Annotated in this window: 15 protein-coding genes; 6 read left to right on the top strand and 9 right to left on the bottom strand. The window is 64.4% G+C overall.

Annotated elements, in window-relative coordinates:
- The 9 genes from VFE81_RS11230 to VFE81_RS11190 all read right to left on the bottom strand — a co-directional run.
- Window positions 1–826: polysaccharide biosynthesis/export family protein (locus VFE81_RS11230; protein ID WP_325044665.1), on the bottom strand; the 826-nt coding region annotated here is incomplete at its 3' end.
- 37 nt (window positions 827–863) lie between these two features.
- The gene (locus VFE81_RS11225) at window positions 864–1,817 is read right to left on the bottom strand and encodes a glycosyltransferase family 2 protein (protein ID WP_325044664.1); all 954 of its coding nucleotides are present in this window, start codon (window positions 1,815–1,817) and stop codon (window positions 864–866) included.
- Between the two features lie 2 nt (window positions 1,818–1,819).
- Window positions 1,820–3,205 (bottom strand): undecaprenyl-phosphate glucose phosphotransferase, encoded by a 1,386-nt coding sequence (locus tag VFE81_RS11220; RefSeq protein ID WP_325044663.1) that lies wholly within the window; start codon window positions 3,203–3,205, stop codon window positions 1,820–1,822.
- 45 nt (window positions 3,206–3,250) lie between these two features.
- Window positions 3,251–3,985, bottom strand: a complete 735-nt coding sequence (locus VFE81_RS11215; RefSeq protein WP_325044668.1) for a Crp/Fnr family transcriptional regulator — start codon at window positions 3,983–3,985, stop codon at window positions 3,251–3,253.
- Window positions 3,986–4,614: 629 nt separating this feature from the next.
- Window positions 4,615–7,269 (bottom strand): glycosyl hydrolase 2 galactose-binding domain-containing protein, encoded by a 2,655-nt coding sequence (locus tag VFE81_RS11210; protein WP_325044662.1) that lies wholly within the window; start codon window positions 7,267–7,269, stop codon window positions 4,615–4,617.
- Between the two features lie 30 nt (window positions 7,270–7,299).
- Window positions 7,300–8,361 (bottom strand): DUF1839 family protein, encoded by a 1,062-nt coding sequence (locus tag VFE81_RS11205; RefSeq protein ID WP_414695580.1) that lies wholly within the window; start codon window positions 8,359–8,361, stop codon window positions 7,300–7,302.
- A complete protein-coding gene (locus VFE81_RS11200) occupies window positions 8,358–9,434 on the bottom strand; it encodes an amino acid--[acyl-carrier-protein] ligase (protein ID WP_325044661.1) in 1,077 nt (358 codons plus the stop codon). The genes VFE81_RS11205 and VFE81_RS11200 overlap by 4 nt, the downstream gene beginning before the upstream one ends.
- A gap of 1 nt (window position 9,435) precedes the next feature.
- On the bottom strand, window positions 9,436–10,734 hold the full coding sequence (locus VFE81_RS11195; RefSeq protein ID WP_325044660.1) for an acyl-CoA dehydrogenase family protein: 1,299 nt from the start codon (window positions 10,732–10,734) through the stop codon (window positions 9,436–9,438).
- On the bottom strand, window positions 10,731–10,982 hold the full coding sequence (locus VFE81_RS11190; protein WP_325044659.1) for an acyl carrier protein: 252 nt from the start codon (window positions 10,980–10,982) through the stop codon (window positions 10,731–10,733). Before VFE81_RS11190 ends, VFE81_RS11195 begins: the two co-directional genes overlap by 4 nt.
- Before the next feature lie 370 nt (window positions 10,983–11,352).
- Here VFE81_RS11190 and VFE81_RS11185 point away from each other — a divergent pair, with 370 nt between their 5' ends.
- From VFE81_RS11185 to VFE81_RS11160, 6 genes are all read left to right on the top strand, one after another.
- Window positions 11,353–11,886, top strand: a complete 534-nt coding sequence (locus VFE81_RS11185) for a GNAT family N-acetyltransferase (protein ID WP_325044658.1) — start codon at window positions 11,353–11,355, stop codon at window positions 11,884–11,886.
- The gene (locus VFE81_RS11180) at window positions 11,886–13,442 is read left to right on the top strand and encodes a hypothetical protein (protein WP_325044657.1); all 1,557 of its coding nucleotides are present in this window, start codon (window positions 11,886–11,888) and stop codon (window positions 13,440–13,442) included. The genes VFE81_RS11185 and VFE81_RS11180 overlap by 1 nt, the downstream gene beginning before the upstream one ends.
- Window positions 13,443–13,468: 26 nt before the next feature.
- Complete coding sequence (locus tag VFE81_RS11175; RefSeq protein ID WP_325044666.1) at window positions 13,469–14,647, top strand: glycosyltransferase family 4 protein; 1,179 nt, start codon at window positions 13,469–13,471, stop codon at window positions 14,645–14,647.
- Complete coding sequence (locus tag VFE81_RS11170; RefSeq protein WP_325044656.1) at window positions 14,644–15,798, top strand: glycosyltransferase family 4 protein; 1,155 nt, start codon at window positions 14,644–14,646, stop codon at window positions 15,796–15,798. Before VFE81_RS11175 ends, VFE81_RS11170 begins: the two co-directional genes overlap by 4 nt.
- A 13-nt stretch (window positions 15,799–15,811) precedes the next feature.
- Window positions 15,812–18,226 carry a hypothetical protein gene (locus tag VFE81_RS11165; RefSeq protein ID WP_325044655.1) on the top strand — a complete coding sequence of 805 codons (2,415 nt, stop codon included), beginning with the start codon at window positions 15,812–15,814 and terminating at the stop codon, window positions 18,224–18,226.
- On the top strand, window positions 18,223–18,787 hold a 565-nt coding region (locus VFE81_RS11160; RefSeq protein ID WP_325044654.1), incomplete at its 3' end, for a glycosyltransferase. The genes VFE81_RS11165 and VFE81_RS11160, both read left to right, overlap by 4 nt.

Genomic DNA, 18,787 nt, shown 5'->3' with positions numbered 1-18,787 from the left:
TGATGTCGCCGTCTTTCAGCAATACGTTCTGTTGCGGATCGCCGGTTTCGAGCAGTGCGGCGACATCGACCGTGTAGCGCTTGCCGTCACGCGTCACGCCGACGTTCTGCAGGTCCGCGTCAGGCAGCGCGCCGCCCGCGCGATTGATCGCATCGAGCACGGTCAGCGGCGTATCGGTAATGGCTTCGGAGGCGGGCGTGCGTAGATTGCCGGTCGCCTGCACCGACTGGCTGTTAAAGCCCGACACGCGCACGTCGAGTTGAGGATTACGAATCGTCCTCGAAAGCCCCTTCGTCAGCGACTCCTGGACCTGCTGCGCGGTCATGCCGAGCACCTTGATACGGCCTACGCGCGGGAAAAAGATCGTGCCGTTATTGGCGACCCGCACAGTCAGTCCGCCTTCGCCGCCACCCGTCAGCGTCGGCGCGATCGGTGTCGCGCCTTGCGTCTGCGTGGGGCCGGGCGAGGGCGTCGAGCCGCTGCTGGCGGAGGGAAGCGGGGGCACATTCACGCCTGCGCCGCCGCCGGTCAGTTCCGGGTGATCCCAGACGATGATGCTCAACTGGTCGCTGATGCCGAGCCGGTAGTCGTAAGCGCCGCGCGTCTTCGCCGTCAGGCATGACAGTGGGCAGACGGCCGGTATGGCGGCCGCGCGTTGCTGGCGAAAATAGCCGACGTCGATCGTGTGTACCGGAAACTTCTCCGCGGTCTGCTCCGGCGGAGCAGGCGGCTCCAGCCGCCTGGTGTCCAGATAGGGTCCTGGCGCCAGTGAACAGGCGCATAGAGATGCGGCCGCGAGCCCGGCGGCAATCGTTTTGATAGTCATTTTGGTGGTCCCTCGCGTGAAACGGCGCGCTGATCGATCAGCGCGCCGCCTCCTGCCATGCCCCGCGCATTGCGCGTAAACCCACTCTCCATTTGCGAAGCGCGAGTGCCACGCCGCCGCGCTCGAATGCCAACGACAATGCGCGCAGGAACCCCGGGTCCGCGCGATCGCCGATCAGCGTCGAGTAAACGACGAACGCCCATCGGCCGGGTGGCGTCAGGTATTCGCACATGATGAGTCGGAGATTGAATGACGCGTTATAGAAAGCGGCGTCGTTAAATGTGAAGCGCTGGTCTTCGTCGCTGCGCTGGGCCGGGAAGTGCTCCACCAGCAGCGACGGGTCGTAAATCAGGGTCCAGCCGCGCCGCTGCACGTCCAGACTGAAGGCCATCTCGCAGTGAACCTGCGCGCCGGTGCCGCGCAAGCGGGAGTCAAAGCGCAGCGTGCCGATCGCCTCGCGGCGAAACGCCATGTTGACGCCCTTGAGCACCTGGACTTCGCGTGCCGCGCCGTGGCCGATATGGTGATTGCCGATGGTCCGGCCATACCAGCGCACGAGGCCCACGCGCGGTTTCTGCCCCTGCAGAATGCCAGTGCGTTCATGCACGATATCGCGTCCACCCAGGCCGCCGAGTGCCGGATCGCTTTCGAACGCACGCGCGATCCGTGTGATCCAGTCGGAATGCGGCGCGGCATCGTCGTCGGTAAAGCAGAGCACGTCGCCGCTTGCGCTTTCGACGCCGAGGTTGTAGGCCGCGACCACGCCCGGTTTATGCACCAGCACGATCCAGCGGCGCGGGTCGGGCCGGCTCGTTTCGCGCGTGCGCAGCCAGTCGAGTGTCGCGTAATCGTCGTGCCGGGCGATCACGATCACTTCGTCGGCACGGCGCTCCTGCGCGTCGAGTGCCGCGAGGCAGCGTGCGAGGTCGGCGGTGCGCCGGTACGTCGGCACGATCACGGAGACTTTCACAAACGGTTCCCGGAGTGGCATGGTCAGAATGCGTTGCGGCCGACGAAACCCTTGAAAATCGTGACGAATACGATTTTCATGTCGAACCAGAACGACCAGTTATGGATGTAGAAGAGATCGAACTTGACGCGCGTCTCCATCTTTTCGACCTTGGTGGTGGCGCCGCGATAGCCGTTCACCTGCGCCCAGCCGGTAATACCCGGCTTGATCCGGTAGCGGTTCATATAGCCGTACACCTGATCCTTGTAGAGATCGTCGTGTTCGACGGCATGGGGGCGCGGACCGACCACCGACATCTGGCCGAGCAGCACATTCAGGAATTGCGGCAGTTCGTCGAGACTGGTGCGGCGCATGAAGCCGCCGAGTTTCGTGATGCGCACGTCGTTGCGCGCGGCCTGCGTGACCTGGCCGTGCGCTTCGTGGTGCACGGTCATCGAACGGAACTTGTAGATCGCGAACGGCTGGCCGTCCACACCCTTGCGGGTCTGGCGGAAGAACACCGGCCCTGGCGAGCTCAGCTTGATGGCGATCGCGAGCACGATGAACACGGGCGCGAGCGCCAGCAGCGCGGCCGCCGCGAACAGGCGGTCGAAGATCAGCTTGGGCCACATCTGCGGCGGCGAGACGGGCGTGGCGCTCAGATTGAGTGTCGGTAAACCGACGACATCGACCAGTGCGTGGTTGAACAGCGAGAGGCTGCGTACATCGGGGATGAAGCGCAAATTCACGAAGTCATGTCTGAACGTACGCGTGAAGCGATAAATCGTATGTTCTTCCGAAAGCGGCAACGCGAGCCACACTTCGTTCACATGTTCTTCGCGCACCTTCGCGGCGAACGCATTCAGATCGGTCAGCACCGGCAGGCGATTGAGGCGCGTGCCGTACGTGCCGGCCGCTTCGATACTGGTGTCGAAAACGCAGACCGGCCTGAAGCCGGCTTGCGGTGCACGGTCCAGATGCGCGAGCAGCGTGCGCGAAAAACCGGGCGCGCCGACGATCGCGACCGTGCGGAAGTTCATGCCGCGCCGGCGCACACTGCGCAGCGCCACGTGCACGAAGCACTTGGTGAGGATGATCAGGGCCCCGGAGATCAGCGTCGAGTAACCGAACCACAGCCGCGAAACGGCATCCATGCGGTGCAAGGTGAACGCCAGCACGAGGGCGGCGGCGACTACCACCAGCCACGCGGCGGCCACTCTCAACAGCATGGAAGGCAGCGCCTTGCCGCGCCACGTTTCATAGACGCCGAAGCCGGGAAACATCAGCAGCACGAGTACGCAGTTGAAGGCGATCAGAAGACGCTCGGTGTCCGACAATGCAATCGGCGTCGAAAAGCGCATCCCGTGAGCGAGCAGCCCGCCCGCAATCACAAAGAGTGCGTCGAGACATCGCGCAGTATTCCTGAACATGATGATCTACCCTGTAATCGAACGATGCAGCCTGTGGTTGACTGCTTATTCGACGGTTTCAGCCTGACGCAGGCGCGGCAGCAGGCGGTCGAATTCGCGCTTGACGAGGCCGTAGCATTCGCAGGCGCGCGCTTCGAGACCTTTGCGATCGAGGATCCTGATGTGGCCGCGGCTGTGATGAATGAGGCCTTCGTCGTGCAACTTGCCGGCCGCTTCAGTAATGCCTTCGCGGCGCACGCCGAGCATGTCGGCGATCAGTTGTTGAGTGACCGTCAGCTCGTTCGATGCCACGCGGTCCACCTCGATCAGCAGCCACCGGCACAACTGCTTGTTCAACGCGTGGTGGCGATTGCAGGCGGCGGTTTGCGCGACTTGCGTGAGCAGAGCGTGCATATACAGCAGCATCAGGCGGCGCAGGAAGTCGGAGCGTGCGAATTGCTGCTTGAGCGCCTGTGCGCTCATCCGGTAGGCGAAGCCGGCGCATTGCACCTGCACACGGTTCGGCATGGTTTCGCCGCCGGTAAGCACCGGCACGCCGGTCATGCCTTCGCGGCCGACCGCGGCGATTTCGACGGAGCTGCCGTCTTCCATCGTCGAGAGCATCGAGATGATCGCAGTGGTCGGGAAGTAGACATGGTGGATGCGTTGACCTGAATCGCACAGCAACTGCTCGGTGCGCAGATGAACCAGTTCGAGATGAGGGGCAAGTGCTTGCCATTCGTGTGACGGCAATGCGCCGAGCAAATGGTTGCCGTGCAGGTCTGATTGAAGAGTCAACATGATCGGTCCTCGCTGAAGCCGCGCGCTGCGTGACTTCGTGTTTTTGATCCGATGCCCGCATCCTTGAATAAACAACGTGCTGCCTGGCGAGCAGCGAGGGATGAACAGGAACGGCCCCGTATTGGCCTGATGCGTCGCGGCGGTCTTTGTAGATATCGTTGCAGCGACGCGATGTTGCGCTTTCTCTTTAGCGAGGAGCGTGCCAGCCATAGGAGAAACGAGTGCTGGTGCGGCGCAACGAACAAAGCCTTGGCGGCGCGCGAGGCCAAACGTGGCTTTTTGTTTCAATTCTGTACAACGCCTGCTTAACGCACCCCTTCGTCGAAGGGTATTTTTATTCGAGCCAAGTCCTTGATCGTGTTGGATTAACAGCTGATCAGCATATCTTTGCAGGGGTGTCTCAGAGATGAAATAGCCCTTGCGCGCGCGTTGTTGGGGGCCGTCCAAGATGTGCCGGAATTGATTCAGATGTGTTCTATACGTTGCGTACGGTGCCGTACGAAGCGTCCGTTTTGACGATTGGGAAGTCGTAAAAAACCCAACAGTGATTCTGTAGACCAGACAGGCGGATTCGCGCAGAGCGAGGTTTTATGCGGCTTGCGAGGGGGTGGCTCGTTCAGGGACGACAATCAACCGTAGAAGGTGGCTGATATCGCATTGATCGCGCGCACTTCCCCGGCGGGTGCCTCGCATGTTGCGTCAGCTTTAAACGCCGCGTTGGATGCGTGCACAACGAGTTTCTCAATGGCGACGAGCGGCACGACACAGGGGCGGTCCGGCGGTAGATGAAACCAGTCGTGTGCGGCACGGTAATGCGTGTCAATAATATGAACGAAGCGCGCAAAGCGTTTCGCTTCGATGATCAGTTGCCAGCCATCGGTTGTGCGCTCGGCGCGGACTGTCAGGCCGAGGTCGTGACGCTCGCCGGCACGCCGCTCCGGCAGAACCGCTTCTGAAACGATCCTGCCGCTCGCCGGATCGCGCAGTGTCGCAATTGTGACGTCGTGGGCACGCGGGCCGAAGCGGTATGCGTGCGTGAAGTCGAAGAACTGGCCGAGGCACTCCGCCGCGCCGATACGTTGCGTGCTGCGCGGCGCCAGTTCGACCGCGCGGCTGGCCGACGCCACCTTGACGCTGCCGTCGCGCAGGCAGACCAATTCCAGTTGCGCGTGCAACGGCTCCGCACGTTCGTTCAGCAGGTGGATATCGAGGCCGTTGAGGCCTTCGTCGGTGATGACCAGCTGGACGGGTTGCAGCGTGCGCGCGAGCCCGTGCAGGGCGCTTTTAGGCCGTCCTGTGGCGTCGATCAAGCCCCAGCCTGCGCCGGGGCGCAGATCCTGGAGCTGCCAGACCAGCGCGCCGCTGCACGTCGAGCCGGCGCGCCGCCATTCGGCGAACACGTCGGCCATCAGGTCGGCGACCACCGCGCGCGACAGATCCAGATAGCGCTCAGGGTCTTCGTAACGCAGCCGCGCCGGCTCGACACCGTAGAGCGTCTGAAGATAATGGTCGCGCACGTCGTCGAAATCCCAGCCGGCGCCGGGGTCGCGCGGTACGGCCGCTTTCCAGCGCGGGTCGTGCAGATGGATCGTGCCGAGCGCGTCGTGCAAGGTGGCGTCGTCGGGTACGTTGGCGAACGCGAGGCATTCGGCGGCGAAACGTACCTGCGAGCGACGCACGTCGTCGAGCGGGCGTTGATAGGCGCCCACGCCGTAGTAGTGAGTAACGCCCTCATTAGTTGAAAACGGCCACGCGCCGCCTGAGGGCGAGTTGCTCACATACGGTACGTCGGACCGCTCGCGCGCGGCGATCGCGGGTAGCTGTTCGGTAAATATTGGTTGCGCGCGCATCGAAGCGGGCAGGCCGAACATGGCGGCCTGCTGGTCGACTTCGCTGCCGCCGCATAGCACTGCGAGGGATGCAAAGCGCCGCGTGCGGGTCAGAAATTGCGTCGCTTCGCGCTCGATGGAAGCGCTGAAGGCGGCATCGTTCGGGTAGTCGAAATTCGCCAATGCGAAGTCTTGCCAGACGAGCAGGCCATACTCGTCAGCAAGCGCATAGAACGCGTTGGACTCGTACACCATCGTGCCGCTTACCCGCAGCATGTTCATTCCCGCATCGCGGGCGAGCGCGAAGGTGTGGCGCAGTTGCGTCTCGGTGCCGGTCAGCGTGACGAGATCCGCGCTGGTCCAGCAGGCGCCGCGACAAAACACGGGCGTGCCATTTACGCGCAATGCGAAGCCCGCGCAGTCCGCACCGCGATCCACTTCGATGCTGCGAAAGCCGATCGATCCCAATGGATAGGAAATCGCGCGCTCGTCATCAAGCTGCAACGTCAGAGGATATAAAGTGGGATTGCCGTGCGTGTGTGGCCACCAGCGTTCAGCATGCGGGACGCAGACGCTGCCGGTCAGTGTATATGCATCGCGCCATTGCAAAGACGAAACAGAGCCGCCGCAATTCAACGAGGCTGTACACGTGTCGACGTCGTGCGGATGAACGAAATGTAGCGTGAGCGAAACAACGCCGTTGTCGTCTTCGAGGCGGCTTGTCAGATCAATCGTGTCGAATGCGTGCGGCGCGTCACTCAACAATTCAATTGGCCGCCAGGGGCCGACCGCTTGCACCGATGGACACCATCCGGGCATATGGCCGAGCAGGGTGGTGCGCACGTTGCGCAAGGTGGATGGCGTGACGAGCCGCGGCCGCCAGCGGGCGCGTGAGCGTTTTGCCGCCAGTGCCGGAGTCAGCGAGCGAAAGCACAGCGCGAGTGTCGCGCTGCCGTGCAGTTCAATGTCGAGATCGTGCGCGACGAACATCGAATCGGAGTCGAGGCGCTTGACGCCGTCGAGCCAGACTTCGGCCAGCGTGGCGAGGCCATGCAGGCGCAAGCGGCGTTTGCCTGTGCCGGTTAGCGTGAGCCGGTACCAGTGATCCTCGAAAGCGAGCGGCGGCGGATGGGTTATGTCCAGCAGGCCCGCGGCACGGCGCGCGCTCGCCACCGTACCGGGTACTTGCGCGGCGAGCCAGCCCTGCGCGGGCAGGTCGGCGGGCGACGCGCATGCACTGGCCGGCGTGCTGACGCACTGCCAGCCCGTGTCGAGTTGCTGCGGCCAGATGTCCTGGGGTATAGCGTTGGCCGCTGCAACGGCCGCGATAATGCCGGCAGCTTCGGCAGCTTCGGCAGCTTCGGCAGCTTCGGCAGCCGTCTCCGCTGTCTCAGCGAAAGCACCCGGAAGCGACCCACCTTCATCCGGTACCCGGTCAGTCGTCAGCGCATTCACGGCGATTTCCTGAAGCTCGAAACGAGCTCGTCACAGCACAAGCGCGGCGAGTGGCGGCAGCGTCTTTTCATAGGCACTTTCGAGCATGTCGAAGCAGTCTTCACACGAATCGCGGCGTCCGCGCGCGATGGCCCGCACGAGCCGGAACTGCATCACCATCGACTCCGACGCGATACTCTGCGCCGCCGCCGGGATCGACGCCGGCACCTCGAAGCCTTGTGCTGAGAGCCACAGCAGATACTTCGAGAGAAATTCGAAGTTCGCGCCGAGCTGCCGCATCAGGTTGAACGAGTACGGATGGAAGAACGCCTCACCGCGTTCGAGCAGCATGTCGAGATGCGCGGGAAACGCCGCGCGCCATTGCGAGATCGGATTCGTCAGCGGCCGCCGGCCCAGATGGGCACACAACAATTCCGCCGATGCTTCGGCGAGCGCGGTGCCTTCCAGTGCGGGCCGCGTCTGCTTGGCGAATTCGACATACGGAAACAGCAGATCCGGTTGCTGCGCGAATTGCGGCAGCTTGCGAAACACGCCGTCGTAGTCTTCGCCGTCGAGCAGGTGATAGCCGGTGTTGTGAAAATAGCCGAGGCGGCGCGCCGGCGGATCGATGAAGTCGATCCCCACCGTGGTTTTCGGATGCTCACGCCGATACGACGTGGCACGCGTATTCGGCAGGTAATAGCCGTCCACTTCTACCAGCACGGTATGGCCGCGCAAGGTCTGCGCGAGCACGCGGGCTTCGAGCGAGTCGTAGATCGCCAGTTCCTGCACCTGGGTGCCGTAAAGCCGCTCGAGGTCTTCGAGCGGGAATTTGAAGAACGTGAACTGATCGCCTTCGAAGTCCTGCGTGACGGTAAACCCGAACGCCGCGCGCGGATCGAGCCCGAAGCCGTGCAGCAGTTCGATCCACAGATCGACGTAGCAGTTGGTCTCCTGCCAGACGCGCTCGCCTTGATGCAGCGCGTGCGGTGCATGCTGACGCAGCGCCGTTGCGGGCGCGGCCACGCCGCCCTGAGCTGGCAAGTCGAGCCGGCGGGGCATCGGGAAGGTGGATTGCACGCCCTTCGGCACAGGGATCACGGATGGATTCATGCGCTGTCTCCGGCACCCTCTGCAGCCACCGTGGAAGCCGGTTGCATGGACTGCATGCCCTGTGCCACGCGCGCCTCGGTGTCGCCCCATAGCAGCGCGCGCACGTCGTCAGGCCATGCGTTGACGTCGAGCCCGTGATGACGGAATAGCGCCAGCGTAATGCGTTCCATGCCAAAGCCCACGCAACCCGTATGCGCCACCGCGCCGTCTTCGCACGCAATCTTCCAGATCGCGCCGAAGTGCTCCATGTGATAGTTGAACGACAGGCACGCCGTCTTGCCGCGCGGGTCGGCCACCGGAATCAGCAGTTCGAACTTGAGCGCCTGAGCACGCTGGCTATCGGCGACGATCTTGCCGCCGCGGCCGAAGAACGGGTCGTTCGCGAGATCCACTTCCACCGGCAGTTGCAGCAGCGTAATCAGCAGTGAGCCGCGTTCGACCCACATTTGCCGGAACGCCATCACCTGGTCGGCGCTGCCGAGGCGCACGTATTCACGCTGCCGGAACATCTGCATGCGACCCGGATCGAGCGAGGGTTCGTGGCGGAAGCAATACGACAGCACGTCGATGGTTCGGCCGTCGGCGGGGAGCGGACCGCGCCGCGCCATCACCGGATAGATCGGATAGCAGGCGGCTGGCGTCAGCACCACGCGGGTCGGTTTTTGCTGCGCCATCCATTCTTCGCTGCGTTCGTCGTCGCTTTCGGTTATCGCGTCGTCGAGTGCGCGCAACAGGCGCTGGTGGCCCATGTCGTTGCCGCAGAACGAATGGATCGTGCCAGCGAGGTTCGGAAAGCTCTTCAGATATTCGCTGTCTTCGAAGTCGGTGCGGCGCATGGCGGGCGGAAAGCGCAGCACTTCCGGCTGCTGGTCGGCACCGAGATGTGTGATTGCCACGTTCAGGCGATCGACCACGTCTTCGAAAATCTGGCTGCGGCCGTACAGGCCGTTTTCGCCGGTATCGATCAGCAGGCCCGCGGCCAGCAGTTCGTCGCGGAACGTCGGCGTCGCGGATCCCTGAGCGGCAGCGGCCGTTGCGGCTGCCAGCGCGGCGGTATCGGTCATGGTGTTCATGTCAGGCTCTCCCCGGGGCGGCAGGACGCTGGGCGAGCAACAGGCTCGCAGTGTTCTGCGCGATACGGTCGTTGTTGATCATCAGCGGCGCGGAGTAGAGGTCGCGCAGATGCCGTCCCACGCTGTATTCCGTGCCGTTCTTGTAGCCTGCCATGCCGCAGATCATCAGCACCTCCTGTACGACTTGCAGCGCGGTGGTCGAGATGCTGGTTTTCAGGGTGTTCATGTCGGAGGCGAAGCCGAGCATGGCTGAGAGCGGCGCATCGGCCTGGCAGCCGCCGTGTTTCGCGTGGTGCGCGGTGCGCGCCGCTTCGAGCGCGACCGACAGGCGCGCCTGCATCATCTGCAGTAGGCCGACCGCTTCGGCGAGGCGCAGGCCGGCCGGCGGAATCGAGCCGGGCTTCGAGCGGGCCTGCGCACGGAAGAAGGCTTTCGCGCGATTCACCGCGTCGCTGGCGACGCCCGTCCATACGGAGGCCCACAGCGTATGCGAGACCGGCAGCATGGTCTGATCGGCGATATCGGCGAAGGGTGTCGGCAGGATCTGCTCGGCGAGACCGGTGGCGACGAGCCGGAAGCCCTCGCTGCAGGTGCCGCGCATGCCCATCGAATCCCAGCCGCCGCGCTTTTCCAGTTGCGTTTCTTCGCGTAACGCGACGATCAGCACCTGGTCGGCCGCGGCCGACTCGGCGGTGCGGCGCGCGGTGACCAGAATCCCGTCGGCGTGTGCGCCGTAGGAGATCGTCGGCGCGAGCTTTTCGATGCGAAACCGCTGCGTGCCTGGCTCGCCGTCGAGTTCGACCGAGCAGGCGCTGGTGCGCATATTGCCGCCGATGGTCTCCTCGGAGGTCGCCGAAGCCAGCAGCCATTGATGCTCGACGAGTTGCGCGAGCAATTGTCGATGCCACGCCGACTCGCTGCCGTGCGCCTCGATGCAGGCCACCTGGATCTGATGCATTGCATACACCATCGCAGTGGAGGCGCAGCCCTGCGCGAGCGTGTCGCAGATTGCGCCGACATCCGCGAGCGAGAGCCCCGCGCCGCCAAACGCGGCCGGCACCATCGCCGACAGCAGATGTTCGTGCTTGAGCGCGTCGAAAGCCTCAATGGGGAAGCGCGCTTCGCGGTCCACCGAATCGGCGAACTGGGCGGCCACGGCGGCGCAGCGCTGCGCCGCGGCGCGCCAGCCGGGTTCGGTTTCCACCGCGCTTAGCACGACCGCCGCACCGGCGGGTTGCGCCGCATCGGCGCCGGCGAGCGGCGCCGCCACCGCGGCCGTGTCCAGCAATGGGGCGTTCATGCTGCCGCCTTCGCCCGTTGCAGCTCGGCGACCGCGGCGGCCATCGAATCGATGCTGGAGAACAACCGGCGCGTCAGCATGCGGTCCGGAATTTCGATGTCGAATTCATCTTCGATGGCCAGCATCAGATGCACTGTGGCGAGCGAGGACAGGCCCGCGGCGTACAGATCGGCGTCATCAGCCAGGGCGTCCGGCGGGACGTCGAGGCGGGCCGATTCGGAAAGGATGCGTCGCAGTGCGGTTTTCATGTTGAGGTGCCCCCTTGTTGGTCAACGGTCTCTCGGGTGTTGCTGTCGTAAAACGAACGGACATCGTCGTTTTTGGCGTTTATCGCAGCGCGTGGCGTCATCGCGGCGCGTCTGATGGCGGATGGGCGCGCATCGTTGCCGCGCTTGCACGGTGCCCTGAGACCGTTTTCTACGGTTTCCTGCGGCGCTGTGCTCCGACGCCTCGTATTTAAGAATTGTCAAAGCCCAGCGTCAGTGCGATGGCGCACGGAAACGCGCGTTTCGCGGACGTACCGTGTAGCCATGACAACAGGCCGGCATGTTGAGCCAGGCCGTCGAGGGCGGCGTGCGATGCCGTGCTCGCTGAACTTATTTACCGCTGGGGAACGTGATGAACTGGAAAACGCTGGAATTCGGGCAGCTTTCGGCACGCGAGTTGTATCTGATCTTACGGGCGCGTAGTGCGGTCTTCGTGGTCGAGCAATCGCATGTCTGTCTTGATGCCGACGGTCACGACGAGAACGCGCTGCACGTCTTCGCAGTTGAGGACATGGCACGGCCCATGCCGGTCCTGGCCTACGCACGCCTGCAACCCGGCGACGCCGAAGATCCGGAAATCACCATCGACAAGGTGCTGACGAGCCCGCTGCGGCGCGGCGACGGCACCGCCGAACTATTGCTCGAACGCGTGCTGCAGGCGATCGCCGAGCGTTGGCCGGGACATGCTGCGCGCGTGAGCGCACCGCTCGGGTTGCGCGACTTCTACGAGCAATTTGGCTTTCGTAAGACGGAAGGGCCGTACCTCGAACATGGCGTGCCGTTTATCGGCTTGACGCGCCAGGTGCGCGGCAGCCAGCCGCTCTTCGGCACGCGGCGCCGCGAGCGCGATGGTATGGCGCTCGTCAACACATTCGAGCTCCTGTAATGGCGCGAATGCTGATCACGCCTTCCACGCAGGTTGGACGGCCGACATCGCCGCGCCAGCCGCGGGTTCTGCCTGGTGCGGCGTTTGCGCCGGACGTGCCGGGCCGGCCCCAGGTACGTCCCGCATCCGCAGCGCGCACGCGGCGCAAAGGCTTGCGTTATCCACTGAGCTTGCCGTTGCTCCTGTTTGCCGTGACCCTGGGCTTGATCCTTCTGCATCAAGGCAGGCTGGTCGAATATTTCTTTCCGCTCGGTGCGTTCGGCGTAGCGTTGATGTTGTATCGGCGCTCGCCCGCGCATTACATCGGTTTCGTCTGCTGGTTGTTTTTCCTGACGCCGGAAGTGCGGCGTCTCGCGGACTTCGTCAACGGCTCGTTCAATCAGCAAAGTCCCATCATGGTGGCGACCTTGCTCGCCGTCGCGCTCACCGGCCTGACCTTGCTCAAGCATGTGTCGTTGCTGGGGCAGCGCCGTGCGGCGCCGCTGGTGTTGATCATCATCGCGCTGCTTTATGCCTTTGTGGTCGGCATGGCGCAGGTCGGTCCGGCGGCGGCGACGTTTACGCTCATCAACTGGCTGTATCCCGTGATGGTGGCGTTTTATCTCACCGTGACATGGCGTCACTATCCGGACTATCACCGGGTTCTGCTGAAGACGTTCGTCTATGGCGGGCTCCTGATGAGCGTGTACGGTCTGCTCGAATTCGTTTCGCCCATGCCGTGGGACGCGTTCTGGCTGATCTCCTCGAAGATGCTGTCCGAGGGGCAGCCGGTGCCGTTCGGCATGCGTGTGAGCAGCACGATGAATTCGTGCGGCCCGTTCGCGGTCACGCTCATGACGATTCTGCTGATGTCGCTGGCCGCGCGCGGTAAAGCGCGCATCGTGCTCGGATGCGTCGGAGTTCCCGCGCTGCTGCTCACCAGTGCGCGCAGCACGTGGGGCGGTTTCGCGATTGCGCTGGTGTATTCCTTCGCCATGCTCGACGGCAAAAGCCGTATGCGGCTGATGGCGGCCGTGGTCGGGCTGGCCGTGGTGGCCGCGCCGCTGATGATGATCGATCAGGTCGCGGAGCCGGTGATGCAGCGATTGAGCTCGATTCAGGATCTCGCCCAGGACGATAGCTACCAGGCGCGCGCGGAGTTCTACAAGTCATTCATGTCGTCGGCGCTAACCGATATTGCCGGCCAGGGGCTCGGCACGACCGGACTTGGCAGCAAGCTGTCCGACGACAAGGGCGCGCAGGCGATGCTCAATTTCGACAGCGGCCTGATGGAGGTGCCCTACGTGATGGGGTGGCCAGGCACGCTGCTCTACACCACCGGCATCGTCATGCTGCTGTGGCGCGCGTATCGCGCGAGCCGCCAGCACCCGACCGATCTGCTGGCGATCTCCGGCGTCGGCGTGGCCGTGGCGATTTTCTCGATGATGGTTTTCATCAACACGCTGACCTCGGTGTCGGGAATGTTTTTCTTTATCGGCGTGACCCTGCCGGTGATTTCGCTGCGCTATGCGCGTGAACGCCACCGTGCGGTCGCCGCGACCCCGGCACGACCCTAAAAGATATCCAGATGAAGGACACCCGGATGCGGATTTTGATCGTCACTCATGTCGTGCGTAAGAACGATGGGCAAGGGCGCGTCAACTACGAGATCGTACTGGCGGCGCTCGCGACCGGTCATTCGGTAACGCTGCTCGCCGCGGGTGCTGCTCCGGAACTGGTGCAGCACCCGCGCGTGCGCTTCGTGCAGATCGCCGAAAGCAGGCTGCCGGGCAAACTCGCCCAGTACCAGATGTTCGCGTGGCGTTGCGGTGCGTGGATCCGTGCACATCGTCAGGAGTTCGATGTGATTCATGTGAACGGCTTCATTGCATGGGCGCGCGCCGACATCAATGCGGCGCATTTCGTTCATGACGGCTGGTATCGCTGCGGCTTCTATCCGTTTCGCCTGCTACGAAGCTTCTACGACGCGTATCAGGTCATCTACACGTTGTTGAATATCGGCTGCGAAAAATGGGCATTCCGGCATGCAGAGGTCATCGTGCCGGTGTCGCATACGGTCGCCGCCGAGGTGCGCGCGCTCGGCATCGCGCCGGCGCAGGTGCAAGTGATTCATAACGGCGTCGATGTCGACGAATTCACGCCCGGTACGCCTGAGCGGGGCCGCTTCGGTTTGCCGTCGGCGCCGTTCATGCTCCTGTTCGCAGGCGACCTGCGCATGTCGCGCAAGAATCTCGATACGGTGTTGCACGCGCTCGCGCATACCTCGGCCAACGTGCATCTGGCGGTAGCGGGAATTCTGCACAACAGTCCGTATCCGGCGCTGGTGGCTTCGCTCGGGCTGACGGAGCGGGTCCACTTCACGGACATGGTGATGGACATGCCCGCGTTGATGCGTTCGGTCGATGCGTTCGTGTTTCCCTCGCGTTACGAACCGATGGGACTGGTGCTGCTCGAAGCACTCGCTGCGGGATTGCCGGTCATTACCGTACGTACCGCGGGTGGCGCTGAAGTGATTTCACCCAGAAGCGGCATCGTGCTCGACGATCCCAACGATGCGGTTGCGCTTGCCGCGGCGATCGAACGCCTCGCGCGCGATCCCGAATACGCCCACCGCCTGGGGCAGGCGGCACGCGAAGTCGCTGGGACCTTGAGCTGGCAGGCCATGGCGGAGCGCTATCTGTCGCTCTACGAGCAGGTGCATGCGCGGCGCACGGCGCAATCGTTGCCTGCCGGCTGTGCTACCGCGTCGGTGGAACTATGAGCGCGCCGATCGATTCGCTGCAGATCGGCATGCACTGGTTCAACGAACGGCCAGGCGGCCTCGATCGCATGTTCAAGGCGCTGATCGATACGCTGCCGGCACAGGGCGTCAATGTTCGCGGGATGGTGGCGGGCACCCCCGGCGTGTTCGACGCGTCGGGCGGCAGCGTGCTTGCCTTCGCCGGCGCGCAGGCACCGCTCGGCGCGCGTCTGTGGGGCTCGCGCACGCAATCGCGTGCGCTGCGGGCGGCGAAGATGCCCGACGTCGTCGCCACGCATTTCGCGCTCTATGCCGCGCCGACCGCGGGCCTTTTCAGAAGCGTGCCGAAGGTCGTGCATTTTCACGGACCGTGGGCCGCCGAGTCGTATCCGGGTGGCGGCGGTGGCTGGTCGCGCGCGATGCGTGTCGCGCTCGAGCGCTTCGTGTACCGGGGCGGCACGCGTCACATCGTGCTGTCGCAGGCGTTCGGGAAGATTTTGCGCGAGACCTATGGTGTGCGTGACGAGCGCGTCCGGGTCGTGCCTGGCTGCGTCGACGTCGCGCAATTCGACACGCGTGTAACGCAGCGGGAGGCACGCGAGCGCCTCGGTTTGCCGCTGGACCGCCCACTGCTGTTCTGCATGCGGCGCCTGGTATCGCGCATGGGACTCGAGGACCTGATCGATGCGATCGCCATCGTCAAGCCCATGCTGCCCGACGTACTCCTGACGATCGCCGGCAAAGGGCCGCTGGAGGCGCAATTGCAGGCGCGCATCGTCGCGCGCGGGCTCGAGCGTCACGTTCGGGTCGCCGGCTACGTGCCCGACGACAAGGTGCCGCTGTGGTATCGCGCCGCCGACATGACAGTGGTGCCGACAGTGTCGCTCGAAGGCTTCGGGCTCACGACGATCGAATCGCTCGCGGCCGGCACGCCGGTTCTGGTGACGCCGGTGGGTGGTCTGCCAGAAGCGGTCGCGCCGTTATCGGCCGAGCTGGTGTTGCCCTCGTGCGGCTTCAAGGCGATCGGCGACGGCATCGCGGAAGTCCTGCTTGGCCGTCGCGTGGTGCCGGACTCGCAGGCGTGCCGCGCGTATGCCCGCAGGCATTTCGACCGGCCGGTGGTCGCCGCGCAGGTCGCGCATATCTACCGCGAAGCGATCGACGCGTTCTGACGCGTTAGAGATCATGCAACGTCTTGCACGCAAAACCTTCGAACGCCTCGTATGCGCCGCCGCACTGGCGTTGCCGGTGCTCGTGCTGATCGCGGCGAGCGATTCGGGCGGCGGCACGACACTCGGGACGGCGCAGACTGCCCGGGTTGCGCCGGGTGCGAACTTCGTGGCTTCCGCCGGCAAGCCCGCAGCCGAAGCGCGCGCGGCTGTCGCGCATCCGTCTCTGTCATACCGCACTTCGTGGATTGGCAATACCTGGGGCTACGCGGATCATCGCTGGGTGCAGATCGACGTGCAGGCGCTCGCCGTCACGCCGGATGGCGACGTCTTCACGAACGCGCCCTGGGACGAAGGCGGCGGCGAGATCGGCCAGTACCGTAACGGTCAACTGATTCGCTACGGTGGCGAGTCGCACGGCTGGGGCATGATGGGTGGCGACGCAATCGCCGTGAACGACGAATACGTGTTCGTCGCGCAAACCGTTGTCAGTCTCGGCAACGAGATGACCCAACACCGGCGCATGCCGCGCGAGGGCGAACAGTGGACCGGCGTCGCTCGCCGCAGCCGCGCCGATATCCGCGACGGCGTACCGTTCGCCGGTCAGGTGAGCTGGCCGGGCGGCAGCCGGCTGGCGTTTCTGCTGGTGTCGACTTTTTCGAGCAAGGAAGATTACGCGATCCGCGGACTCGCCGCGGACGAGACGCGCCTCTTCGTGTCGAATCAGCGTGATAACCGCGTTCAGATCTTCGACGCCCAAACGATGCAGGCGGTCGGCAGTTTTCCGGTCCACGAACCGGGGCGCCTCGCGCTCGCGCCCGATGGCTCGCTGTGGATCGTCGAGAACAGCCGCACCGACGGCGCCGGGCGCGTGGTCCACCGGGCGCGCGATGGCGCACGTCTTGGCGAGCTCGCATTGCCGCGCGGCGTGGTGCCCGCGGATCTGACGGTCGATACACGCGGACGGTTGCTGATCGCCGACAACGGCGCGCGCCAGCAGATTCTGATTTTCACGGCGAATCCAGCAAATTCTGTGAATTCTGGCGTCACGGCATCCGGCGCCGCGCAGCCGGGAGCAGGTATGCAACTGTCGGCGAGCTTCGGAGAAGAGGGCGGTATTTACGCGGGCCGCGCCGGCGCGCCAGGGCCACGGCGCTTCAATGGATTGACCGGCGTAGGCGTGGACCGGACCGGCAACATCTATGTGTCGATGAACGGCGCGGGACCGCGTTCCATCGGCACGGGTCCGAGCACCTACGACGGCGCGCTGATCGAGAGCTATGCGCCCGATGGCAAGCAGCGCTTCAGTCTGCAAGGGCTGTTGTTCGTCGATGGGGCGCAGTTCGTCGATGGCGAGCCGCCCTCGGTCTATAGCGGCAGCAAGCGCTTCACGCTCGACCTGACACGCCCGGTCGGGGAGGAGTGGTCTTACGCCGGCTACACCGCCGACCGTTTCCGCTATCCCTACGATCCGTATTTTCATCTGTACCTGGGCGGTCAGCGCGGCATGCCGCTCGTGCGTGATGTTCATGGACACCGGCTGCTCTTTACGACGGACATGTACTCATCGTTCCTGCGCATTTATCGTTTCACCGCTGATCGCGAGACGGCGATTCCTTCGGGTCTCTTCGCGCAGTCGCACGTCGACGGCGCGTGGCCGCCCAACCAGCCAGCGCAAGGCGAATGGATCTGGCGCGACGCGACCGGCAAGGGTGACTTCTCCGCCCGCGCGTTCGATCAGAACACCGGCAGTACCGACGCGCCGCAGATGCGCGCGTGGTGGGTCGACAGCCTTGGCGATATCTGGCAGGGCACCGAGTCGCAGGGAATCCGCTCGTTTCCGCTGCAGGGTTTCGACCGGGTGGGAAATCCGATCTACCGCTACGCAGCGATGCGGCAATATCCGCCGCCCGCGCCGTTCTACCGTATCGCACGCCTGAATTACTTCCCCGCCGACGACACGATGTTCGTCTCCGGGTCGACACCGGCGCATCCGTTCGTTCAGGACAACTGGAATGGCGCGGGTTCGCAACTGGCGTGTTACGACCACTGGAAGAGCGGCAAGCCAGTGCTGCGTTACATCATCGGCTTGCCCGACCGCGGCGCGCCCGACTGGTCGTCGATCAGCGGCTTCGCGGTGGCGGGCGACTACGTCTTCGCCATCGAAACCCGAAGCGCGATCGTGCGCGTCTACGACCGGACCACCGGGCGCGACGTCGGCCGGCTCGAACCGGGCAAGGAAGTGGGCTCGACGAGCGGCTGGATCGATGTGCCGATGCCACTTACCGCTCACCGCCTCGCGTCGGGCGAATACCTCGTGCTGGTCGAGGAAGACGCACACGGCAAAGCGCTGATGTATCGCTTCACGCCGCAGACGGTGCCGCTCGCCGCGGTTTCCCCTCACTCAACGGATGTTGCGCGGACCCCATGAAAATCATCCATCTCGCCAATCACGCGCGAAGCATCGGTAACGGCATCGTCAACGTGATGATCGATCTTGCGTGTTTGCAGGCACGCGCCGGCCACGACGTGACGGTGGCGTCGGCGGGCGGCGGTTTCGAAAGCCTGCTGGCGCGGCACGGCGTGCGTCACGTGCTGCTTCCCCAATCGCCTACGCCATCGCGCCTGCCGGGCATGGTGGCTAGCTTCAGGCGCCTTGTCGCGCAGGTCGATCCCGACGTCGTGCACGCTCACATGATGACCGGTGCGCTGATTGCGCGGCTTAGCGCGCTACGGCGGCGTTACGTGCTTATCACGACGGTGCACAACGAGTTCCAGCGGGCTGCCTCGCTGATGCGTGTCGGTGACCACGTGGTGGCGGTTAGCGACGCCGTGGGTGTGGCGATGGCGCGGCGCGGCATCCCGCAGGCACGCCTGAGTGTGGTGCGCAACGGCACGATCGGCACGCCGCGCCTCGCCGGCATGCCGGTTCCCGCGGCGCCGCAGTTGGCGCATCCGTGCGTCGTTACGGTGTCGGGCATGTATGAACGCA

Origin of the sequence: Paraburkholderia sp. (genome assembly GCF_035656215.1) — a bacterium.
In the GTDB taxonomy this organism is placed as follows: Bacteria; Pseudomonadota; Gammaproteobacteria; order Burkholderiales; family Burkholderiaceae; genus Paraburkholderia.
The sequence above is the reverse complement of the archived record's forward strand: the minus strand, read 5'-3'. Positions and strand labels throughout refer to the sequence as shown.